This is a genomic window from Nocardioides sp. NPDC023903 (assembly GCF_040639295.1).
Lineage (GTDB): Bacteria > Actinomycetota > Actinomycetes > Propionibacteriales > Nocardioidaceae > Nocardioides.
In genome coordinates this window covers 15,136-37,635 of the sequence record NZ_JBEZZS010000022.1, presented here as the reverse complement: position 1 = coordinate 37,635, position 22,500 = coordinate 15,136, and the positions used below count along the sequence as shown (strand labels likewise).

At 69.6% G+C, this 22,500-nt stretch carries 17 protein-coding genes; 11 read left to right on the top strand and 6 right to left on the bottom strand.

What is annotated here, in order from left to right; all coding sequences use genetic code 11:
• Positions 1–37 precede the first annotated feature (37 nt).
• The 4 genes from AB0F44_RS20680 to AB0F44_RS20665 form a co-directional block, all read right to left on the bottom strand.
• Positions 38–778, bottom strand: coding sequence for a succinate dehydrogenase/fumarate reductase iron-sulfur subunit (locus AB0F44_RS20680; RefSeq protein ID WP_350665740.1), 741 nt, complete (start codon positions 776–778; stop codon positions 38–40).
• Positions 775–2,829: a fumarate reductase/succinate dehydrogenase flavoprotein subunit gene (locus tag AB0F44_RS20675; RefSeq protein WP_357358569.1), complete on the bottom strand. Its 2,055-nt coding sequence runs from the start codon at positions 2,827–2,829 to the stop codon at positions 775–777. The genes AB0F44_RS20680 and AB0F44_RS20675 overlap by 4 nt, the downstream gene beginning before the upstream one ends.
• Positions 2,830–2,842: 13 nt before the next feature.
• Entirely contained in the window at positions 2,843–3,562 is a 720-nt protein-coding gene (locus AB0F44_RS20670; RefSeq protein ID WP_357358567.1) for a succinate dehydrogenase cytochrome b subunit, read from the bottom strand.
• A gap of 108 nt (positions 3,563–3,670) precedes the next feature.
• On the bottom strand, positions 3,671–4,774 hold the full coding sequence (locus AB0F44_RS20665) for a glycosyltransferase (RefSeq protein WP_357358565.1): 1,104 nt from the start codon (positions 4,772–4,774) through the stop codon (positions 3,671–3,673).
• A 104-nt stretch (positions 4,775–4,878) separates the two neighbouring features.
• On the opposite strand from AB0F44_RS20665, the gene AB0F44_RS20660 reads away from it, so the two are divergent.
• The 6 genes from AB0F44_RS20660 (at position 4,879) to AB0F44_RS20635 (ending at position 13,120) form a co-directional block, all read left to right on the top strand.
• Positions 4,879–6,462, top strand: coding sequence for a sulfatase-like hydrolase/transferase (locus tag AB0F44_RS20660; RefSeq protein ID WP_357358563.1), 1,584 nt, complete (start codon positions 4,879–4,881; stop codon positions 6,460–6,462).
• 231 nt (positions 6,463–6,693) lie between these two features.
• Positions 6,694–9,039, top strand: coding sequence for a hypothetical protein (locus AB0F44_RS20655; protein ID WP_357358561.1), 2,346 nt, complete (start codon positions 6,694–6,696; stop codon positions 9,037–9,039).
• Between the two features lie 67 nt (positions 9,040–9,106).
• Positions 9,107–10,426: a HupE/UreJ family protein gene (locus tag AB0F44_RS20650; protein WP_357358560.1), complete on the top strand. Its 1,320-nt coding sequence runs from the start codon at positions 9,107–9,109 to the stop codon at positions 10,424–10,426.
• Positions 10,427–10,448: 22 nt separating this feature from the next.
• Entirely contained in the window at positions 10,449–11,210 is a 762-nt protein-coding gene (locus AB0F44_RS20645) for a GntR family transcriptional regulator (RefSeq protein ID WP_357358558.1), read from the top strand.
• 30 nt (positions 11,211–11,240) lie between these two features.
• Complete coding sequence (locus AB0F44_RS20640) at positions 11,241–12,785, top strand: sulfatase-like hydrolase/transferase (RefSeq protein ID WP_357358556.1); 1,545 nt, start codon at positions 11,241–11,243, stop codon at positions 12,783–12,785.
• Entirely contained in the window at positions 12,782–13,120 is a 339-nt protein-coding gene (locus AB0F44_RS20635) for a DUF1707 domain-containing protein (protein ID WP_357358555.1), read from the top strand. Before AB0F44_RS20640 ends, AB0F44_RS20635 begins: the two co-directional genes overlap by 4 nt.
• Here the strand turns inward: AB0F44_RS20635 and AB0F44_RS20630 are convergent.
• On the bottom strand, positions 13,117–13,548 hold the full coding sequence (locus AB0F44_RS20630) for a hypothetical protein (RefSeq protein WP_357358553.1): 432 nt from the start codon (positions 13,546–13,548) through the stop codon (positions 13,117–13,119). The two genes, AB0F44_RS20635 and AB0F44_RS20630, sit on opposite strands and share 4 nt — an antisense overlap.
• A gap of 89 nt (positions 13,549–13,637) precedes the next feature.
• Here AB0F44_RS20630 and AB0F44_RS20625 point away from each other — a divergent pair, with 89 nt between their 5' ends.
• Genes AB0F44_RS20625 through AB0F44_RS20615 form a run of 3 tightly spaced genes read left to right on the top strand, consistent with a single transcriptional unit; the run spans position 13,638 to position 19,369 of the window.
• Positions 13,638–15,428 (top strand): methylmalonyl-CoA mutase family protein, encoded by a 1,791-nt coding sequence (locus AB0F44_RS20625; RefSeq protein WP_357358551.1) that lies wholly within the window; start codon positions 13,638–13,640, stop codon positions 15,426–15,428.
• Complete coding sequence (scpA, locus tag AB0F44_RS20620) at positions 15,425–17,602, top strand: methylmalonyl-CoA mutase (RefSeq protein ID WP_357358549.1); 2,178 nt, start codon at positions 15,425–15,427, stop codon at positions 17,600–17,602. Before AB0F44_RS20625 ends, scpA begins: the two co-directional genes overlap by 4 nt.
• A 60-nt stretch (positions 17,603–17,662) precedes the next feature.
• Positions 17,663–19,369 (top strand): serine/threonine-protein kinase, encoded by a 1,707-nt coding sequence (locus tag AB0F44_RS20615; protein WP_357358547.1) that lies wholly within the window; start codon positions 17,663–17,665, stop codon positions 19,367–19,369.
• A 93-nt stretch (positions 19,370–19,462) separates the two neighbouring features.
• Here the strand turns inward: AB0F44_RS20615 and AB0F44_RS20610 are convergent, their stop codons facing one another.
• Positions 19,463–20,296 (bottom strand): SDR family oxidoreductase, encoded by an 834-nt coding sequence (locus AB0F44_RS20610; protein WP_357358546.1) that lies wholly within the window; start codon positions 20,294–20,296, stop codon positions 19,463–19,465.
• Here AB0F44_RS20610 and meaB point away from each other — a divergent pair.
• The gene (gene meaB / locus AB0F44_RS20605) at positions 20,295–21,299 is read left to right on the top strand and encodes a methylmalonyl Co-A mutase-associated GTPase MeaB (RefSeq protein WP_357358544.1); all 1,005 of its coding nucleotides are present in this window, start codon (positions 20,295–20,297) and stop codon (positions 21,297–21,299) included. The genes AB0F44_RS20610 and meaB overlap by 2 nt on opposite strands.
• Before the next feature lie 12 nt (positions 21,300–21,311).
• Positions 21,312–22,496: an amidohydrolase gene (locus tag AB0F44_RS20600; protein ID WP_357358542.1), complete on the top strand. Its 1,185-nt coding sequence runs from the start codon at positions 21,312–21,314 to the stop codon at positions 22,494–22,496.
• The last annotated feature ends 4 nt before the right edge of the window (positions 22,497–22,500 follow it).

Here is a 22,500-nt window from a genome sequence, read left to right as displayed (position 1 = left end):
ACGCGGGAGGGCGGCCCTTCGGTTGGAACCCAGACGGTCAGCCGAGGATCAGCGACTTGCGCAGGTCCTTGTTGAGCTGGGAGATCACGTCGAGCGGGATCTCCTTGGGGCACGCGGAGGCGCACTCACCGATGTTGGTGCAGCCACCGAAGCCCTCGGCGTCGTGCTGGCCGACCATGGACTGCACGCGGGAGTAGCGCTCCGGCTGGCCCTGCGGCAGCTCACCGAGGTGGGTGATCTTCGCGCCGAGGAACAGTGAGGCGGAGCCGTTGGGGCAGGCGGCGACGCACGCGCCGCAGCCGATGCAGGTGGCCGTGTTGAACGCCCGCATGGCCTTGTCGCGCGGGGCCGGCACCGAGTTGGCCTCCGGGGCCGAGCCGGTGTTGGCCGAGATGTAGCCGCCGTTCTGGATGATCCGGTCGAACGCGGAGCGGTCGACGATCAGGTCCTTGACGATCGGGAAGGACGAGGCGCGCCACGGCTCGATGGTGATGGTGTCACCGTCGTTGAAGGAGCGCATGTGCAGCTGGCAGGTCGTGGTGACCTCCGGGCCGTGCGCCTCGCCGTTGATCATCAGCGAACACATGCCGCAGATGCCCTCGCGACAGTCCGAGTCGAATGCGACCGGCTCCTCGTCGTTGTGCAGGAGCTGCTCGTTGAGCAGGTCGAGCATCTCAAGGAAGGACATGTCCTGCGAGACGCCGTCCAGCTCGTACGTCTTGAGCGCACCCTTCTCGGACGCGTCGGCCTGCCGCCAGATCTTGAGGGTGAGCTTCACTTGTACGACCTCTGCTTCATCTCGATGGCGGTGTAAATCAGGTCCTCCTTGTGGAGGATCGGGGCGCCGTCCTCGCCACCGAACTCCCAGGCCGCGACGTAGGCGAACTCGTCGTCGTGACGCATCGCCTCGCCGTCCTCGGTCTGCGACTCGCCTCGGAAGTGGCCGCCGCAGGACTCGCGCCGGTTGAGCGCGTCGATGCACATGAGCTCACCGAGCTCGATGAAGTCGGCGACACGGCCGGCCTTCTCGAGGTCCTGGTTGAGGGAGTCGGCCGAGCCGAGGACCTTGACGTTGGTCCAGAACTCCTTCTTGAGCTCGCGGATCAGGCCGATGGCCTTCTTGAGGCCCTCCTCGGTCCGCTCCATGCCGCAGTACTCCCACATGATCAGGCCGAGCTCCTTGTGGATCGACTCGACCGAGCGGGAGCCGTTGATCGACATGAACTTGTCGATCCGCTCCTGGACCGACTGCTTCGCCTCGACGACCGCCGGGTGCTCCTCGGAGATGGGCTCGAACGGGCCGTCGGCGAGGTACTCGCGGATGGTGTTCGGGAGCACGAAGTAGCCGTCGGCCAGACCCTGCATCAGCGCCGAGGCGCCGAGGCGGTTCGCGCCGTGGTCGGAGAAGTTGGCCTCACCGGTGCAGTAGAGACCCTCGATGTTGGTCGAGAGCTCGTAGTCGACCCACAGGCCGCCCATGACGTAGTGGACGGCGGGGTAGATGCGCATCGGCAGCTCGTAGGGGTTCTCACCCGTGATCCGCTCGTACATGTCGAGGAGGTTGTCGTACTTCTCCTCGATCGCGGCCTTGCCGAGGCGCTCGATCGCGGCACCCAGGTCGAGGTAGACGCCGCGGCGGAACTTCTTCACCGTGCCGTCGGGCTGGGTCTCCTCGACCTCCGGACCGACACCGCGGCCCTCGTCGCACATGTACTTCGCGGCACGCGAGGCGATGTCGCGGGGGACCAGGTTTCCGAAGGAGGGGTAGATCCGCTCCAGGAAGTAGTCGCGGTCCTCCTCGGGGATCTCGCGCGGGTCCTTGGCGCAGTCCTCGGCGTTCTTGGGCACCCAGATGCGGCCGTCGTTACGCAGCGACTCCGACATCAGGGTCAGCTTCGACTGGTGGGCGCCGGTCACCGGGATGCAGGTCGGGTGGATCTGCGTGTAGCAGGGGTTGGCCATGTAGGCGCCCTTGCGGTGCGCACGCCACGTGGCGGTGACGTTGGACCCCATCGCGTTGGTCGAGAGGTAGAAGACGTTGCCGTAGCCGCCGGTGGCGAGCACGACCACGTCGGCCAGGTGGGTCTCGATCTCGCCGGTGACCATGTCGCGGGCGATGATGCCGCGGGCCTTGCCGTCGGCGACGATCAGCTCGAGCATCTCGTGACGCGTGAACTGCTCCACGGTGCCGGCGGCGACCTGGCGCTCCATGGCCTGGTAGGCGCCGATGAGGAGCTGCTGCCCCGTCTGGCCGCGAGCGTAGAACGTACGCGACACCTGCACGCCACCGAAGGAGCGGTTGTCGAGCAGACCGCCGTACTCGCGGGCGAAGGGCACGCCCTGGGCCACGCACTGGTCGATGATGTTCACCGACTCCTCGGCGAGGCGGTAGACGTTGGACTCGCGGGCGCGGTAGTCGCCGCCCTTGACCGTGTCGTAGAAGAGCCGGTAGGCCGAGTCGCCGTCGCCCTTGTAGTTCTTGGCGGCGTTGATGCCGCCCTGGGCGGCGATCGAGTGGGCGCGACGCGGGGAGTCCTGGTAGCAGAACGACTTCACGTTGTAGCCGGCCTCGCCGAGCGTGGCGGCAGCGGCGCCGCCGGCCAGGCCGGTGCCGACGATGATGATCGACAGCTTGCGGCGGTTGGCCGGGTTGACCAGGCGGTTCTCGAACTTGCGGGTCGTCCAGCGCTCCGCGATCGGACCGGTCGGAGCCTTCGGGTCGACCAGCTTGTCGCCGAGCACGTAGTAGCCCGCGGCGTCGTCGGATTTCTGGACCGGTGCCTCGTTGGTCGGAGTGAGGCCGGACAGGTAGTGGGTTCCAGCAGCCATGTGTCAGATGTCCTTACGAGATGACGCCGAAGACGGTGAACAGGGGGACCAGCGAGAAGCCGCCGGCGATCACGATCGCGACGACCCAGCCGGCGACGCGGGCCCTGGCACGCGACTCAGCGGTGTTGGTGAACCCGAGCGTCTGGATGGCGCTGAAGGTGCCGTGGTGCAGGTGGAACGCGAGCGCGAGCATCGCGAAGAGGTAGATGGCGACCATCCACCACTGCTCCGGCAGGAAGGAGTTCACCAGGAGCCGGTAGGGGTTCTCGGTGATCTCCGCAGCCTGCCCGCCCGTGCCCACGTTGATCTTCGCGATGGTGAAGTGGAGCAGGTGCCAGATGATGAAGACGAGCAGGGTCACGCCGCCCCAGCGCATGGTGCGCGAGGAGAGCGACGAAGCCTTGTTCTTCTTCACCGCGTACTTGACGGGCCGCTGAGCGTGCGCACGCATGGAGAGCGCCACCGCGGCGCCGACGTGCGCGATCAGCGAGCCCAGGAGCACCACCCGGAGGATCCAGAGGAGACCGCCGTACGGAAGGTACGGCTCCCCGAACGTACGCAGGTGCTCGGCGTACTCGTTGTAGGCCATCTCGCCGCTGAAGGCTTTGAGGTTGCCGTACATGTGCACCAGCACAAACAGGATGAAGACGATGCCGCTGGCCGCCATAAGGAGCTTCAGGGCGATCGTCGAGCGCGTCGACCGCGCGCCTTTGATCAGAGTCGTGGTTGCCACGGCACGCACGCTACTACCCCTCATACCCGAACTTGTACGCAGGGAGTATGTGACATTTTCGTCGCTGCGTGGGCGGGCGGGGTTACTGGCGAGTATCGGGGTGACGGGTTAGGCAAGCCTAACAGCAGGGTGTGCATTCTCCGAGGCGATGGCGTGAGATTGTGAGGACCGATCCTCGCTCAGCGCGACCAGGCGGGCCAGCAGCTCGTCGACCGCATCGGTCCACGGACGGGTCGCGACCAGCTCCCGGCCGCGGTCACCGAGCAGGTGCCGCCGGGGGTCGGAGACCACCGAGGCGACCGCGTCGGCGAGCTCGCGAGCGCGGGCCGGGTTGTAGAGTAAGCCGGTCTCCATGTGCTGGACGATCTCGGCGGCCGCACCGGCGCGCGGGGCGACCACCGGGAGGGCGCTGGCCGCGGCCTCACGCAGGATGTGGCCACATCCCTCCTCCTCGCCGGGGTGGACGAGAACGTCGAGCGACGCCAGGGCGATGGCCAGGTCGCCGGTGCCCAGCGGGCCGGTCAGCTTCGCCTGCGGGACCCGCTGCTTGAGCCAGCCGCGCTGGGGTCCGTCGCCGATGATGACGAGGCGGATCCCGGGCACCGCGGTGAGCTCGGCGAGGCGGCGTACGCCATGGCTCTTGGCGAGGTTGCCGGCGTAGCCGACCACGACCAGCGGGGTGGGCCGAGACTTCGCCTTGGACCAGCGGCGGTGGAGCCAGTCGTCGCGCAGACTGGGCGAGAAGGCGGCCGTGTCGACCCCCGGCTCCCACACCTCGGCGGCGACGTCGATCGCCGCGAGCATGCGGCGCAGATATTCGCTTGTGACAAAGATCTCATCGGCGTACGCGGCGATCGAGGTGCTCCAGGTGAGCGCCGCCTTCGGGGAGAGAGGGGACTGCTGGACGACCAGCGTGGTCGCGGCGGCCGCGGTCGGGGACGACAGCGCCTTGCGGCCCAGGCGGCCCGGGTCGAAGGTGACCACGACGTCCGGCTCGAAGGACTCCAGCGCGTTGCGTACCTGGCGACCGGTCTTGGCGATCGGCGAGACCCGGACGACCCGGCTGTTGCGGTAGACCGAGAGTCCGGGGCCGGGCGCGATGAACCGCACCTCGTGGCCGGACTCGATCATGCGGTCGGCGATGGCCTTCACCGTGGTTGTGACACCATCGATGGTAGGAAAGAAGCTCTCGGTGACCAGCGCCATCTTCATAGGACCAGCGTCCTGCCCGGGGATGGCGAGAGCGCGACGTGTGCGTTGACCTGGGATGAACCATCGGCACGACCAGTAGACGACCAGCGTGATGAGGACAATCAGTGGCGGTATCCAGACGGGTCTGGACGCTTTCGGCAGCAGCACTCGCGGTGGCTGGAGTCGTCGGCGGAGTCATGGGGCTGGCTGGCTGTGGTCAGGCACCGACCCAGCAGCCGTCGCCCGAGCGCGTCTCTGAGCAGCCCGCGACCGCGACGCCGGCCTTCGAGATGCCGGTCGAGAAGCCCAACCTGCTGATGATCACGGTCGACGATCTCTCCTCCCTCGACATGGACTACCTGCCGAGCGTGAAGAAGCTCGTGGGGGACAGCGGTGTCACCTTCACCGACGCGGTCGCGCCGACGCCGATCTGCGTGCCGGCCCGCGCCTCGCTGCTCTCGGGGCAGTACGCCCACAACCACGGCGCCCACACCATCCACGGCCCCGAGGGTGGCTATCCGTCCTTCGACGACTCCGCGACCCTGGCCACCTCGTTGCAGGAGGCGGGCTACTCGACGGTGTTCACCGGGAAGTACCTCAACGAGTACGGCGAGGCGGGGACCGAGCGCGACCTGCCTCCGGGCTGGGACGAGTGGCGCGCGACCGTGGACCCCTCGACCTACAACTATCTGGGTGCGAAGTTCAACGTCAACGGGCGCCTGGTGAAGCCGGAGGGCTACTCGACCACCGTCATCACCCAGCAGGCGAAGGCGGCGCTGACAGACGCCAAGAAGAAGGCCGGGGCCGAGGAGAAGCCGTGGTTCCAGTGGGTCAACTACGTGGCACCGCACATCGGTGGGCCGACGGAGAAGGGTGACCCCAAGCAGCGCTTCCCGGGCACCAAGGGCGCGATCGGCGTACCGGTGCCGGACAGGCAGGACCGGGACAAGTACGCCGACAAGCCGATCCCGCAGCAGCCCAACCTGTTCCCGGAGGCGCGCAAGAAGTTCCCGAAGGGGTCCCCGTCGCGGAAGAACCCCTCCCAGATCGAGAAGGACGCCTACCGGCTCTCCTATCAGCGCCGGATCGAGTCGGCGCGCAGCCTGGACCGCAACATCGCCTCCCTGCTCGGTGGGCTCAAGAAGAGCGGCGACCTGGCGCGCACGCTGGTCGTGTTCACCTCCGACAACGGATTCTCGAGCGGCTACCACAACTTCAACGGCAAGCTCTGGTACTACGAGGAGTCGCTGCGGATCCCGGTGCTGATGAGCGGGCCCGGCGTACCGAAGGGGCGCGAGGTCGGGACCACGCTCACCAACCCGGACATCGCCACGACGCTGCTCGCGGCGGCCGGCGCCGACGATCCGCACGAGCCCGACGGCATCGACATCCTGCCGTGGCTGAGTGCGCCCGAGCAGACCCGCGTCGTCCCGATCGAGGCGTGGCCGACGTCCGACGGCACCTCGCGGCTCTGGTCCGGGGTGCGCGTGGGGCGGTGGACCTACGTCGAGCTGACGACCGGTGAGGCCGAGCTCTACGACCGCACCAACGATCCGTACGAGATGAAGAATCTCGCCGACGACCCGGCCCACGCCAAGACGGTCTCGCGGCTGGCCGATCTGACCGAGAAGTACCGCGACTGCGCCGGCGACAGCTGTCCCAAGAAGATGTACGCCGCCGACCGGCCGCTCGACCTCGACGGTCTCTAACCGCTCCCGCGGTGGCCCTGATGTAGCAACCGCGCCGGATTGCCGCATCGCGTCACGGATATTTCATCTGTCTGCCGTGGTTTCGGGCTGCAGCCGGACAGTCACGCGCCACCTCGTCCCGGTGGACTTGTCCAGACAAGTTCCCGGTGCCCGAGCACCGTGACCGAGACGAGGAGACCGATGATTCCCATCAGACGATCGTGGGGTGCGCGCCTTGTTGCCGGCGGCCTCGTGACTGTTGCGATCGCGGGCGGCGGCACTGTCGTCGCCCAGGAACGCGCCGAGGCCGACGGCCCGGCCTTCGCGCTGCTCGCGGAGCAGGTGCGGTTGCAGGATGCCCCCAAGTCCAAGGCCGCGGTCGGCGAGAGCTTCCGCATCCCGGAGCCCGTCCCGACCGAGGAGAGCAGCACGTTCCGGACCGGCGACTACGTCGTGTCGGTGACCTCGCCCGACGGCGTCACCGCGGAGATCTCCCCGACCGGCTCCGCGAAGGACCCGGTCTACGAGTTCACCCCGCAGACCGCAGGTGACTACCGGATCAGCTACTCCGCCGTCGGTGAGAACGGCACCGTTGACTTCGAGGAGTTCCAGGTCGTCGCCGGGGACGACGCCGAGGTCGAGGAGGCCCGCGCCGCCGCAGAGCGTCGCACCGCCAACGACAACCAGCCGCAGGTGACCTTCGGTTCGATCGGCGACATCCACAACGAGTGGGGCGACCTTGACAAGGCGTTCGACCTCTACCACGCCGAGAACCTCGACGCGACGCTGTTCGTCGGCGACCTGACGAACAACGCCACCGCGGGCGAGTACGCCGGCCTGAAGGACGTCCTGGACCGCCGCCTCGACGACAACGGTGACGGCACCGATGACATCTCCCTGGTGGCGGCCCTGGGCAACCACGACGTCGGCTCGGGCATGACGGGCTACGACCTCTTCACCCAGTCGACCGGCGGGCAGCGGCCCAACGCCGACTACCTGATCAACGGCTACCACTTCATCACGGTCTCGCCCGGTGCCGGCGAGCTCGACGAGGAGACGGGCCGGCCGACCCAGCGCAGCACCGGCAACTACGCCTACGCGCGCGACTGGCTCCACACCCGCCTGGCCGCAGACACCGCCGAGCACCCCGACCGCCCGGTGTTCGTGCTCGTGCACCACCCCCTCAAGTGCACGCACTACGTCTCGAACGAGTGGTACGGCGCAGGTCTCTCGGAGGGCTGCGGCGACACGTTCAAGTCGGTCTTCGACAACTTCCCCCAGGCGGTCGTCTGGGGCGGGCACATCCACACGCCCAACAACATCTCGACCTCGATCTGGCAGGACGGCGGCTTCACGACCGTCAACGCCCCGCCGCTGGCGTACTTCGAGATGGAGAGCGGCGTCGACAACGACACGACGCCGAACGACGCGGGCGACAATGCCCAGACCGCGGTCGTCGAGGTCGAAGGCAGCGTCGTCAAGGTGAAGAACTACGACCTGCAGGCCGGCGAGTGGATCGACCAGACCTGGACCTGGGACGTCGAGCAAGCGGTCAAGAACCCGCAGCGCAACTTCCCCTACACCGACCGCCGTGCCGCGAAGACCGCCGGGCCCAAGTGGCCCGCCGGGTCGGCGGTGACCGTGTCCGACATCAAGGAGGAGACCGCGCAGGTCTCCTTCCCGCAGGCGAAGCCGGCAGCCAACGACGTACAGGACATCGTCCACCTCTACCGCTACCAAGTCACTGATAAGGCCACAGGTGCGAGCGTCGCCGACTTCAAGCAGTGGTCGGGCTTCTACATCCTCCCGCTGCCGGCCTCCCGCGGCCACGCCATCCAGGGGCTGAAGGGCGATACGGAGTACGAGGTGCGGGTCACCCCGTACAACACCTGGGGCAAGGCGGGTGGGTCGATCTCGACCAGCTTCAAGACCGCTCCGCCGCCGCCTCCGGTCGACCCGGCCGACTACCTGATCTACCAGGACTTCGAGTCGGTGGCCGGTCAGCTCCAGTACGGCGTGGAGCACAACAGGCCGGCGAACGCGAGCGTCCTCGGCTGGACGAAGACGACACCGGCGGGCTGGACGATCACCAACGCCGCGGACATGCCCACCGGCACCAAGGAGATGAACGGCTGGTCGCTGATGACCAAGGCGTTCTGGCAGAACGGTGACGACCAGGACCGCAGCGGCTTCACCCTGGGCCGCAACGTCGTGGCCGTGGCCGACCCTGACGAGTGGGACGACGTCAACGACCCGGAGAGCCGCGGCCGCTTCGACTCGACGCTCACCACTCCCAGCGCGCCGATCCCGGCGGGCGCCTCGCGTCTCTACCTCGCGTGGGACAACCACTACCGCGAGGAGGAGCCGCAGGAGGCCGAGGTCACCGTCGAGTTCGACACCGGTCAGAAGGTGCAGCTGGTCCACTGGACTCCGGCCAACACCCCCGACCTCAGCCAGGGGAACAAGACCGTCAACCTCCCGGTCGACGTGCCGGCCGGCGCGACCTCGATGAAGGTCAACTTCCGGCTCTTCAACGCGATGAACGACTGGTACTGGGCCATCGACCACGTTCGACTCGACACCGAGCCGATCAGCTGAACCGGGTCAGGGCTCGTCCGGCGCCTGCCGGGCGGGCCCTGACCTCCCGTCTCGATCGAGGATCCTCATGACCGCTTCCCTCCGCATCCGCTGCCTCCTCGCCGCGGCGCTCGCGACGCTGGCGCCGATCCTGCTGACCGTCCCGGCCTCGGCTCACGGCTTCACGTCCACGGTCCATGCCGAGCTGACCCAGCGCCCCGACGGCGTGGTCAGGGCCGAGCTCGAGATGGAGTACGTCCTCCTCGTCAGGTCGGTGGCGAAGGCCGAGGTCGACCCCGAGCTGGAGAGCCGGGCCAAGGCCGCCTTCCAGACTTCCGGCGCCGACCTCGGGCTGATCGAGGAGCACCTGGACGCCGTGCTCGGCTACCTCGGCGACAGGTTCGGCGTCGCCGCCGACGGCGGTCCCTGCACGCCCGCTGCGGCGGACGGGCTCCGGGCGAGCGAGCGCGACGGTGTGCCCCACGTGGTGGTGGCGCTCGACTACACCTGCCCACGGGCCTCGGGCTCGGACGACTTCGCGTACGAGATCTCCAGCGAGCTGTTCCCCGAGTCGGAAGGGTTCGTGGGCAGCACCGAGACGATCCTCGACTACGCGCTGTCGGACGCCTCGGGCAGCGCGGTCCTCTCCGCCGAGGACCCGACCTACTCCACGGACGAGTCCTCCCCGTCCAGGCTGCTGGACTTCTTCGTCCTCGGCGCCGAGCACCTGCTCTTCGGGCTCGACCACATCCTCTTCCTCGTCGCGCTCATCGTCGGCTCCCGCCGTCCACGCGACATCCTGCTGGCCGCGACCGCGTTCACTGCGGCCCACTCGGTGACCTTCATCCTCGCGAGCCTCGGCCTCGTCTCGGTCCCGGCCTCGATCGTCGAACCCGTGATCGCACTGTCGATCGCGGCCGTGGCGGCCTGGCACGTGTGGGGCTCGTGGTGCGAGGGACGTTCCGGCTCCGGATCGGCGCCTCTCGTCCGGCCCGCGGGCCGTGTCGGTCCCTCCTCGAGCCCGGCCGCTCCGGCCGGAGGGGGCGCCGTCGCCCTGGCGACACCCGTGTCCACCGACGCTGAGCCGAGCACTGTCGGATCGCGGGTGTCGGGGGAGAAGGTCCGGCTCGCCGTGGTCTTCGGGTTCGGTCTGATCCACGGCCTGGGCTTCGCGGGTGCCCTCGGGATCGACGAACCGTTCTCGTGGCGGCTGCTGGGCTCGCTCCTCGTCTTCAACCTCGGCATCGAGGCCGTGCAGCTGGTGATCGTCGCGCTGGTCTTCCCGGTGCTCCTGGTCCTGCGTCGCCGTCAGCCGCAGATCGGCTGGTGGCTCGGCATCGTCGCGGCCACGGCTGTGGCGGTCGTCGGCCTCTTCTGGTTCGTCCAGCGAGTCCTCGGGCTCGGGTGAGCTGATGCTGGGGGAGGGCCTGGTGCCCGAGCAGTCCGTCGGCGTGGCCTGGCGGTCGTCGCGTCGCTACCAGGCCGTCGCGGCCACGCTGGAGGCGCGGATCCGGGCCGGCGAGTATCCGGCAGGGCGGCCGCTGCCCACGGTGTCCTGCCTGGCGCGGGAGTTCGGGGTCGCGCGAGGAACCGTGGAACGCGCGCTCGCGCGGCTGGAGAACGACACTCGTCTCGTCTCCCTGCATGGTCAGCGCTGGTACGCGCACGTCGCCACGCGCCTGCAGAGCCTCGGGGTGCGTTCGTTCGCGCAGTGGGCCGTGGCCTCCGGCCTGAGGCCAGGAGGCCGGTTCGTCGACGTGTCGCGCGGTCGCGCCACGACCGTGGAGGCGCGCGAGCTCGGCGAGCGGCCGGGGAGCCCGGTGCTGCGGGTGGTGCGGGTCCGATCGCTCGACGGATCACCCGCGATGGTCGAGCACACGGTGTTTCCCGGCTGGCTCGCCGGGGCCATCGAGTCCCTGCCGTCCGATGCTCCCTCGATCGTCCAGGTCGTCGAGGAGGCGCTCGGTGTCGCCCTCGGACATGCCGAGCACCGGATCGAGGCGATCGCCGCCTCGGCCATGGACGGCCGCCTGCTCGGCGTACGGCGTGGCAGCCCGCTGCTGCGGGTCGTCCGCACCGCGCGGTTCGCCGACGGCCGCACCTTCGAGTTCAGCGACGACCGCTACCTCCCCGGCGTGGTGTCTTTCTCCCTGGTGACCAGCTCGTCACCGATTGGAGTTAAAGTAGACTAAATAACTCGTCTTACTTGGGAGTGCTTGGTCATGCCGGTCGGCAACCTGTTCACGCGTCGCAAGCGCGCGGCTGTAGCGACGGTGGCGATGAGCGCCCTCGCGGTGACCGGCCTGGTGCACGAGCCGGCCGCCATGGCGGCGGCCCCGACGCGTACGCCTGCTCTGGAACGGCCCGCGGAGAAGCCGAACCTGCTGATGGTCACGGTCGACGACCTCTCCGCCCTGGACATGGACTACCTGCCGCGGGTGCGGAAGCTGGTCGAGCGGACCGGGGCCTCCTTCTCCGACGGGATCGCGCCGACGCCGATCTGCGTGCCGGCGCGGGCCTCGCTGCTGACCGGGCAGTACGCCCACAACCACGGTGCGCGCACGATCGAGGGGCCGTACGGCGGGTATCAGGCCTTCGACGACTCCTCGACGGTCGCCACCTCGCTGCAGGACGCGGGCTACTCGACGATCCTCGCGGGGAAGTACCTCAACGGCTACGGCGAGGGTGCGACCCGTGGCGAGGTGCCGCCCGGGTGGGACCAGTGGCGCGCGACCGTCGACCCGTCGACGTACAACTTCCGGTCGCCGAAGTTCAACGTCAACGGCGAGATCATCAAGTCCAAGGGCTACTCCTCGACCGTCATCACCGATCACGCGAAGGCCGGGATCGCGGCCGAACGCCCGAGCGGGAAGCCCTGGTTCACCTGGGTCAACTACGTGGCGCCGCACCACGGCGCGCCGTCGGGGCCCGGTGATCCCAAGAAGGTCTATCCGGGCACCGACGCCGCTCTGTCGGTGACCGTGCCCGACACCCAGGACCGCGGGTTCTACGACAACGCGCAGATCCCGGCGCGGCCGAACCTCTTTCCCGAGGACACCTCCGGCTATGCGAAGGGCTCGCCCGGGCGTGGGAAGTTCAACCCGCGGAAGAAGGACGCGCTCCGGATCGCCTACCAGCGCCGCCTCGAGGCCATCCGCAGCCTGGATCGCAACATCGCCTCGCTGATCGGCTCGCTCAAGCGGAGCGGTGAGCTGAAGCGGACGCTGGTCGTGTTCACCTCCGACAACGGCTTCTCGAACGGCTACCACAACCTCAACGGCAAGCTGTGGCACTACGACGAGTCGCTGCGGATCCCGGTCCTGATGAGCGGTCCCGGGGTGCCGCGCGGCCGGACGGTGCGGACCCCGGTCACCAACCCGGATCTCGCCGCGACCCTGCTCGCGGCGGCCGGGGCTCGGCCACCTCGGGCGCCGGATGGGATCGACATCATGCCGTGGCTGACCGCACCCGAGCAGGTCCGCGCCATCCCGATCAGCGGCTGGCGGGTCACCGACGGGAGCAGGCAGCTGTGGTCCGGCGTCCGGATCGGCTCCTGGACCTACGCCCGCCTGCACACCGGCCAGGTCGAGGTCTACGACCGCTCCTCGGACCCCTATGAGCAGCACAACCTCGCCGCCGACCCGTCCGTCGCAGAGACCGTCAAGGCGCTCGCGAGGCTCGCCGACCGCTATCAGGACTGCGCCGCCTCGACCTGCCCCAAGGACCTGTACGCCTCCGGCCGGGCGCTCGATCTGGAGGCGCTGTGACGAGGATCGGTGACCTCGAGCGCGAGGCCGCGCGGGCGCGGCTCGTCGAGGCGTACGCCGCGGGGAGGATCGACGCGCTCGAGCTGGAGTCGCGTGCCGAGACGGTGTGGGGTGCGGCCCGGTCCGCCGAGCTCGCCGCGGTGGTCGATGACTTGGGCGAGGATCCCGCCCCGCGTGGTGGGGCGGGTCCTCGTCTCGTACGCGATCTTCTGGTGTTCCTGATCTGCGGCGCGATCGCCGTCCTGGTCTGGCACCTCACCGGCCGCGGCTTCTTCTGGCCGGTCTGGGTGCTGGTCTACACGGGCCTGCCGCTGCTGCGCCTCTGGTGGGACTAGGACTGCTTGGCGAGGGTGTCCGCGGGGACGTTGCCCGACTCGATCTCTCGCGCCAGCTCGGTGATGCGTACGCCGCTGGCGGTCCAGTTGCCCGCGCGCTCCTCGTGGATGGGGGTGAAGGCGCGGCGTACCTCGACGGTCCAGTGGCGGCCGAAGACGACCCGGGCGCCGATGGCGAAGGGGAGGATCGCGAGCAGGAGGAGGAGCTCGATGCTGGTCAGCAGCATGACTGCGACGACCACGACGAGGATCGGCAGCGCGATGACTAGCCAGACCACCATGAGGATCATGCTGATCGGATCGTCGCCGGAAGGCGCGCCGATAGGGACCTCTAATGCGTCGAGACTCAGGCGGCGCGACTTCCGCTGCCATGGGACCCAGCGCCGGGTGATCCGATAGACCTGTCCGGCCGGAGTGCGTACCTTCACGGCGGTCAACCTAACGGCGCGTCTCAGTTAGCGGTTGTAAACCTCACACTTTGTGGTCACCGCCACTTCATCGGCCTAAGGTTCGACCCATGAACGACGCCGCTCGCGACGACTCGTTGCGCCTTGCCCAGCCGGCGGATGCCCATTCCCAGACAGAGTGGGAGGCGGCGACTGCTGCCGTCCTCCGCAAGGGCGGTCGGCTGACGGCCGACGACGCCGACTCGCTCGTCTGGGACAAGCTGACCCGCACCTCCCTCGACGGACTCCGGATCGCCCCGCTCGGGCTGCCGGGCACGTCCTTCGCCGACGCGGCCCGTCCCGCGCGCGCCGGCGCCTGGGACATCCGCTCGCTCGTCTCCGGTCTGTCCGGCCTGGACGCCAAGGCGGCCAACGAGGCCGCTCTGGTGGACCTGGACGGCGGGGTCTCCTCGCTCTGGGTGGCTGCCGACGAGACCACCGACCTCGCGGTGCTCCTCGACAAGGTGCTCCTCGACCTGGCGCCGATCGTGCTCGACGCGCCGATCGGTGCGGTCAAGGTCGCCCAGAACCTGCTCGCGCTGATCGCCGAGCGTGGCGCTGGGCTGCACGCTGCGACCAACCTGGGTGCCGACCCGATGGGCGCGCTGCTGCGCGACCTGCCGTTGGCGCCCGACGAGGCGTTCGCCGAGCTGGTCGACCTCGCTCGTCTTGCGCAGGGGATCGGCGTGCGGGCGATCGTTGTGGATGCCACGGCTGCGCATGATCTGGGCGCCTCCGACGTCCAGGAGCTCGGCTGGTCGATCGCGGTCGGGGTCGCCTACCTGCGCGCGCTGACCGAGGCGGGCTTCTCGCCCGCCGTGGCGGCGAGCCTGATCGAGTTCCGGTACGCGGCCACCGACGAGCAGTTCCCGACGATCGCCAAGCTGCGGGCCGCCCGGCAGCTGTGGGCACGGGTCCTCGAGCTCTCCGCAGCCGAGGGCGTGGAGATGCGCATCCACGCGGTGAGCTCGCGGCCGATGCTGTCGAAGTACGACCCCTACGTGAACATGCTGCGCGGCACCGTCGCCGCCTTTGCCGCCGGTGTCGGCGGTGCGGACGCGGTGACCGTGCTTCCCTTCGACTCCGCCAACGGCGTGCCGGACGGGTTCGGGCGCCGGATCGCCCGCAACGTGTCCCACCTGCTGATCGACGAGTCCCACGTCGCGGCCGTCGCCGACCCCGCCGGTGGTTCCTTCGCCGTCGAGCAGCTGACCGCCGACATGGCCGCCGCCGGCTGGGAGGCGTTCATCCAGCTCGAGGAGGAGTGGACCGGGGCCAACGCCGTCGGAGGCCACGACTTCTCGCCCTTCCGCGACCGGATCGCCGCGGTCTCCGCGCAGCGAGAGAAGGCGATCGCGCGGCGGAAGCGTCCGATCACCGGGCTCACCGAGTTCCCCAACCTCGCCGAGACGCTCCCCGAGCGGCCGGTCGACCCGCTGAACGAGCGGGTGGTGCGCTACGGCGCCTCCTTCGAGGCCCTGCGCGACACTCCCGCCACCGCCAAGGTCTTCCTGGCCACCATCGGCACGGTCGCGCAGCACACCGCCCGGGCGACCTTCGCGACCAACCTCCTCGCCGCCGGTGGCATCGGCGTCGAGGTCGCGGGGGCGACCAGCGACGCCGAGGACCTCACCGGAAAGTACCGCGCTGCCGGTTCGCCGGCGGTCGTCTGCCTGGCCGGGTCGGACAAGACGTACGCCGAGTGGGGCGCGGCCGCGATCGCGGCCCTCCGCGAGGCGGGCGCCACGCACGTGATCATCGCCGGGAAGCCCGACGCCGTCGACGCCGAGGTGGACGACGCCGCCTCGATGGGTGTCGACGCACTCGCCTTCCTGACCGCTACGAGGGAGAAGCTCTCATGACGATTCCCGGCTCCTTCAAGGGGATCCCGCTGAACGGTGACGGGGTCCCGAACGGCCCGACCGAGGTGACCGGTGAGGGCTGGCTGAGCCCTGAGGGCATCGAGATCCAGCCGGCGTACGGGCCTGCGGATCTCGAGGGTCTCGACGCGCTCGACACCTTCCCCGGCCTGAGCCCGTTCCTACGCGGGCCCTATCCGACGATGTACACGACCCAGCCGTGGACGATCCGGCAGTACGCCGGCTTCTCGACCGCGGAGGAGTCCAACGCGTTCTACCGCCGCAACCTGGCGGCCGGTCAGAAGGGCCTCTCGGTCGCCTTCGACCTGGCCACTCACCGTGGCTATGACTCCGACCACCCGCGCGTGCGCGGCGATGTCGGCATGGCCGGCGTCGCGATCGACTCCATCTACGACACCAGGACGCTGTTCGACGGCATCCCGCTGGACCAGATGTCGGTCTCGATGACCATGAACGGTGCAGTGCTGCCGGTGCTGGCGCTCTACATCGTGGCTGCTGAGGAGCAGGGTGTCCCGCCCGAGAAGCTGGCCGGGACCATCCAGAACGACATCCTCAAGGAGTTCATGGTCCGCAACACCTACATCTACCCGCCGGTGGCGTCGATGCGGATCATCGGCGACATCTTCTCCTACACCGCCGCGAAGATGCCTCGGTTCAACTCGATCTCGATCTCCGGCTATCACATGCAGGAGGCCGGGGCGACGGCTGATCTGGAGCTCGCCTACACGCTGGCCGACGGCGTCGAGTATCTGCGGACCGGTCTGGCCGCGGGCCTCGACGTCGACGCGTTCGCACCGCGGCTGAGCTTCTTCTGGGCGATCGGGATGAACTTCTTCATGGAGGTCGCCAAGATGCGCGCGGCCCGCGCGCTGTGGTCGCGTCTGGTGTCGCAGTTCGACCCGTCCAACCCGAAGTCGCTCTCCCTGCGGACCCACTCGCAGACCTCCGGCTGGTCGCTGACCGCCCAGGACGTCTTCAACAACGTCGGCCGCACCGCGATCGAGGCGATGGCCGCGACCCAGGGCCACACCCAGTCGTTGCACACGAACGCTCTCGACGAGGCCATCGCGCTGCCGACCGACTTCTCGGCCCGCATCGCCCGCAACACCCAGCTGCTCCTGCAGCAGGAGAGCGGTACGAACGAGATCATCGACCCGTGGGGCGGCTCCTACTACGTCGAGAAGCTCACCCACGACCTCGCCGAGCGCGCCTGGGCCCACATCCAGGAGGCCGAGGCGGCCGGCGGGATGGCCAAGGCGATCGAGCAGGGCATCCCGAAGATGCGCATCGAGGAGGCGGCCGCGCGCACCCAGGCGCGCCTCGACTCGGGTGCCCAGAAGCTGATCGGCGTCAACACGTTCCGGCTCCCCTCCGAGGACCCGCTCGACGTGCTCAGGGTCGACAACGACCAGGTCTACAAGCAGCAGGTCGCCAAGCTGGAGCGGCTGCGCGCGGAGCGCGACGACGAGGACGTACGCCGTGCCCTGGAGGCCATCACGAACGCGGCCGGTTCGACGAGCGAGCCCAGCGGCACCGGCAACCTGGACGGCAACCTGCTCAAGCTGGCCGTCGACGCGGCCCGCGCGAAGGCGACCGTCGGCGAGATCTCCGACGCGATGGAGAAGGCGTGGGGACGGCACCAGGCCGTCATCCGTACCATCTCCGGTGTGTATCGGGACGAGGCGACGACGTCGGGTGACTCAAAGGTCACCGAGGTGCTGAAGGCGACCAAGGAGTTCGAGGAGGCCGAGGGGCGCCGCCCGCGGATCCTGGTCGCGAAGATGGGCCAGGACGGTCACGACCGTGGCCAGAAGGTCGTGGTCTCGGCCTTCGCCGACCTCGGCTTCGACGTCGACGTAGGCCCGCTGTTCTCCACGCCCGAGGAGGTCGCGCAGCAGGCGGTCGACGCCGACGTACACATCGTCGGGGTCTCGTCGCTGGCTGCCGGTCACCTCGCGCTGCTCCCCGCGCTGAAGGCGGCGCTGGAGGAGCAGGGACGCCCGGACATCATGATCGTCATCGGCGGGGTCATCCCGCCCGACGACGTGGCCACGCTCGAGCAGATGGGCGCCGCCGCGGTCTTCCTGCCGGGCACCGTCATCGCCGACTCCGCGATCGACCTGCTCGGTCGTCTGCGGGAGCAGCTCGATCACTGATCACTGACCGTTCCGAGTATGTCCTCGCCGGGGGCGTCGGGCTCGTCTAGCCTCAGAGCTGTGACGGACCTACGCCCCGGGCGGGCATCCGGGGACGGGCTGATGAGGGTCGGCGCCTACGAGATCCTCAACAAGCTCGGTGAGGGCGGCATGGGTGTCGTCCACCTCGCTCGCCACGAGGAGACCGGCGAGCGGGTGGCGCTGAAGGTGCTGCGTACGCATGTCGTGGGGGACGAGGAGACCCGCGCCCGGCTGGAGCGCGAGGTGCGGTCGCTGCGGCAGGTGCGCAGCCCCTGGATCGCCGAGATCGTCGACGCCGACCCCTACGCGGATCTTCCCTACGTCGCGACCCGCTACGTGCCGGGCCCGACGCTGCACGACCGGATCAAGGACGACGGACCCGTCGTCGGCGAGGACCGGTTCTGGCTGGCACGGTGCCTGGCCGGCGGCGTCGCCGCCTGCCACGACGCCGGCGTGCTGCACCGTGACGTGAAGCCCTCCAACGTCGTGATGGAGGGACGTACGCCGGTGCTCATCGACTTCGGGCTGGCCCGGGTCGCCGACGATCCCAAGATCACTCTCACCGGGTGGCTGGTCGGCACCCCGGGCTACCTGGCGCCGGAGATCCTGGAGGGAACGCCCTCCTCGCCGGCCAGCGACGTCCACTCCTGGGCCGCCACGACCGCCTATGCGCTGCTGGGCCGACCTCCGTTCGGGACCGGTCCGTCGATGGCCGTCCTGGATCGGGTACGCCGTGGCCAGCACGATCTCGACGGCATCGAGGGGTCGATGCGGGAGGTCCTCATCGCGGCGCTGGCGACGGATCCCGCGGACCGGCCGGGCCTGGAGGAGCTGCGGGAGTGGCTGATGGAGCCCGAGGTGCCGTGGCCCGGAGCCGATTCGACGGTCACCAAGGTGCTGCCGGTGACGATGCCGCTGGCCGCCGCACCGGTGGGCGCCGAGGTGAAGCCGACGCTGGTGGACCCGGACGCCGCCGGTGATGCCGTGACGGAGGTGGCGACTCCCGCGGTCGAGGAGGTGGCGCCGACCGCGGTCACTGTCGCCGACGCCCCGGTCGATCCTCTGGTGGTGCGCCGGTTCGACCCGCAGGAGCCACCTCCGCGGGCGCCGCAGCCCGAGCCCGGGTGGAGCCCGGCACGCGCACACTCGAGCCTCAAGCGATGGCCGGGTCCCCGGCACCTCCTCATCCTGGTCGCGCTGGGCGCGATCCTCAGCGGAGTGGTGGCGATCGTTCCGGTCCTGGGCGCTGCCGTGCTCGGCCTCGGGATCTGGCTGCTGCGGACCGCGTCGATGGCCGCCGACCACCTCTCCAAGCGGCGCGAGGCACGGGGCCGGAAGTGGTACGACACCGTCCAGGCCCTGGTCCGGTCGCCCTTGGATCTGGTGCGCGCGATGCCCGGGACAGTGACGCTGTCGGTGTTGGCGGGTGTGATCGCGGCCGCCGTCGGCGTGGGCTTTCTGGCCCTGGAACTGCCTCTGACCGGTGCGCTCTATAGCGCAGCGATGACGTTCATGTCCGCAGCCTGGCTCGCTTCGCAGCGGGTTCGCGACATTGTCAGCCCTGTCATCCGGGCCGCGTCCTCACCGGTCCAGCGCTGGATCGTCGCCGTCGTCGGGCTGGCGGTCATCTCTGCCGCAGTCGCCTGGGCGGCTGCAGCGTCGGGCACCTCCTGGGTCCCGCTGGACCAAGTGCGGTCGGGGCAGGTTCCTGGCGTCGTACGCGATCTGATGCACCGGCTCCGCTGACCTTTTGCTAGACGATGACACTTTGTGAAGGTCTTCACGAAGTGTCATCGTCTAGCAAAAGAAGCGGTCGGTGGATCTTCTACCGCCCGGCCCTCAGAGGCGCGCCAAGACTGCGCCGCCGTGGATCCCGACGACCTGACCCGTGGTGAAGCCTGCCTCGGGCGCGGTGAGATGCGCGACCAGGGCGGCGACCTCGCCGGGCCTGCCGGGGCGACCCACCGGGATCCGGGAGGTGCGCTCCTCGATCAGTTCGGGGCTGCGGCGGGAGTCCCAGAACTCGGTGTCCGGGACGAAGCCGGGCGCGACAGCGTTGGCGGTGATGCCGTCCGCCGCGACCTCGGCCGCGAGACCGGTGATCCAGGTGTTGATGGCGCCCTTGGAGGCTCCGTATGACCCATGGCCGCGCAGTGCCGAGATCGAGCTCATCGCGACGATCCGGCCGCCGGGCCGGGCCATCCTGGGCAACAGCACTTCGACCGGGAGCACAGCGGTGAGAACGTTGAGCCGGTAGTCGGCCGCCCAGTCGCGCGCCAGCGCTTCCAGGTCGTCGCCGGTCGCGGGGGCGTTTCCGCCGGCGTTGAGGACGAGCACGTCCAGGCGGTCCGGGCAGGCATCGGCCAGGGCGCGTACGTCGCCCGGATCGGCGCAGTCGGCGACGACGTACGTCACCCGGGCGACGCCGATGGCGGCGTTGATCTCCTTGGTCGCGGTCTCGAGCGCCTCCGCCCGGCGCCCGACGATGGTCACCTCGAGCCCGTCCGTCGCCAGCCGATCGGCGATGGCGCGTCCCAGTCCGGTTCCGCCGCCTGTCACCACCGCTGTTCTTGTCATCTCGGTCACGTCGGTCGAGCGTACCGGCGCTCGCCAGGCTCCGCTGGTCGAGCCGGGCCGCGCGGTGCCGGGTGTTTTGGCTAAGGTGCTGGCCATGCCAGGGCCCGACGTACAAGACCTTCTCGACGGCATCAGCGACGGCAAGCGGGCGGCGGTGTCACGGGCGATCACCTTGGTGGAGTCGACCAAGCCCCAGCACCGTGACATCGCCCGCGAGCTGCTCACCAAGCTCCCGGCGGCCCGCGGCGAAGCCGCAGATGAACACAGAACCGTCCGGGTCGGGATCTCCGGAGTCCCGGGAGTCGGCAAGTCGACCTTCATCGAGGCGCTCGGAAGCCGGCTGACCGCCAACGGCCTCAAGGTGGGGGTGCTGGCGGTCGACCCGTCGTCGGTACGCACCGGCGGCTCCGTCCTGGGCGACAAGACGCGCATGCAGCGGCTCTCCGTGGACCCCAACGCCTTCATCCGGCCGTCCCCGTCCGCCGGGACGCTCGGCGGGGTCGCCAGGGCCACCGTGCAGGCGATGGCGGTGCTGGAGGCGGCCGGTTACGACGTGGTGCTGGTCGAGACGGTCGGCGTCGGGCAGTCCGAGGTGACCGTGGCGGGGATGGTGGACACGTTCCTGTTCCTCACCATCGCGCGCACCGGTGACCAGCTGCAGGGGATCAAGAAGGGCATCCTGGAGATCTCCGACGTGATCGCGGTCAACAAGGCCGACCCGAACGACCCCCACCGCGCCCAGGAGGCGCGCGCGGCCGCCCGCGAGCTCGCCGGCGCGCTCCGGCTGGTGCGCTCGCGCGAGGAGTGGGCGCCGCCGGTGGTCACCGCCTCGGCGCTCCACGACGACGGGGTCGACTCGGTCTGGGAGCAGGTGATGGCCCACCGCACCCATCTCGGCAAGGACGGGCTGCGTACCAAGCGCGCCGAGCAGCAGCTCGACTTCACCTGGGCGCTCGTTCGCGACGAGCTCGACCAGCGGCTCAAGCACTCTGCGGGCGTCAAGGCGATCCGTGACGAGGTGCGTGCCGAGGTGCTCTCCGGGGAGCTTCCGGCGACTGTAGCCGCGGACAGGATCCTGGCCGCCTACGACAAGGATTAGTCTGACGGGACCATGCTGGAGCCTGCTGCCTTCCTCGCCGAGCGAGTCGATGCCTACGACGCCGAGCTGACCGACCTGCGCCGGGACATCCACGCGCACCCTGAGCTCTCCTGGCAAGAGCATCGCACCACCGAGCTGGTCGCCGAGCGGTTGGAGAAGGCGGGGTGGCAGGTCGACCGGCCGTCAGCGACCGGCCTGATCGCCGATCTCGGCGGAGATGGCAAGAACTCGAGGGTCGTCGCGCTGCGCGGCGACATGGACGCCCTGCCCGTCGACGACGTCACCACCGACATCTGGACGAGCACCGTCCCCGGTGTCGCGCACGCCTGCGGCCACGACGTACACACCACGGCACTGCTCGGCGCCGGCCTCGCGCTGGCCGACCTGCATCGCGAGACACCGCTGCCCGGTGGCGTACGCCTGCTGTTCCAGCCCGCCGAGGAGGTCATGCCGGGCGGAGCGCTTCACCTGATGAGCCTGGGTGCGCTCGACGACGTGGAGCGGATCTTCGCGCTGCACTGCGACCCGACCGTCGACGTCGGCCGCGTCGGGATCCGTTCCGGCGCGCTGACCAGCGCGGCCGACCTGATCGACGTACACCTCAGCGGCACCGGCGGGCACACCTCGCGCCCGCACCTGACCGGCGACCTGGTCTTCGCGCTCGCCAAGGTGACCACCGAGCTGCCGGTGATCCTGAGCCGGCGGATGGACCCCCGGGCCGGCGTGAGCGTGGTCTGGGGCAAGGTCACCGCCGGCCAGATCCACAACGTGATCCCCGCGCATGGTTCCGTCGGAGGCACCGTACGGATCCTCGACAGCGACGCCTGGAGCGAGGTCGAGCACGTCGTACGCGAGGTCGTCGCCGAGATCATCGCGCCCTACGGCGTGACGGCCGCCGTCGACTACACCCGGGGCGTCCCGCCGGTGAGCAACGACGAGGAGTCCCACCAGATCCTCGTCGAGAGCGTCCGCGAGGTTCTGGGGGAGCGGGGTGCCGTCGTCTCCGCGCAGAGCCTCGGTGGCGAGGACTTCGGCTGGTACCAGGAGCAGGTCGCGGGCTCGATGTTCCGGCTCGGCGTACGCACCCCCGGCGGCCCCACCTACGACCTCCACCAGGGCGACCTGCGCATCGACGAACGCGCGGTGGGCGTCGGCGCCAAGGTCCTGGCCGCCGCCGCCCACCGCGCGCTGGTCTGACTCG

Coding starts and splice junctions, on each gene's coding strand:
- AB0F44_RS20675 (WP_357358569.1), bottom strand. CDS start 2,829: ATGGCTGCTGGAACCCACTACCTGTCCGGCCTCACTCCGACCAACGAG.
- AB0F44_RS20665 (WP_357358565.1), bottom strand. CDS start 4,774: ATGAAGATGGCGCTGGTCACCGAGAGCTTCTTTCCTACCATCGATGGT.
- AB0F44_RS20650 (WP_357358560.1), top strand. CDS start 9,107: ATGACCGCTTCCCTCCGCATCCGCTGCCTCCTCGCCGCGGCGCTCGCG.
- AB0F44_RS20640 (WP_357358556.1), top strand. CDS start 11,241: ATGCCGGTCGGCAACCTGTTCACGCGTCGCAAGCGCGCGGCTGTAGCG.
- AB0F44_RS20625 (WP_357358551.1), top strand. CDS start 13,638: ATGAACGACGCCGCTCGCGACGACTCGTTGCGCCTTGCCCAGCCGGCG.
- scpA (WP_357358549.1), top strand. CDS start 15,425: ATGACGATTCCCGGCTCCTTCAAGGGGATCCCGCTGAACGGTGACGGG.
- meaB (WP_357358544.1), top strand. CDS start 20,295: ATGCCAGGGCCCGACGTACAAGACCTTCTCGACGGCATCAGCGACGGC.
- AB0F44_RS20610 (WP_357358546.1), bottom strand. CDS start 20,296: ATGGCCAGCACCTTAGCCAAAACACCCGGCACCGCGCGGCCCGGCTCG.
- AB0F44_RS20600 (WP_357358542.1), top strand. CDS start 21,312: ATGCTGGAGCCTGCTGCCTTCCTCGCCGAGCGAGTCGATGCCTACGAC.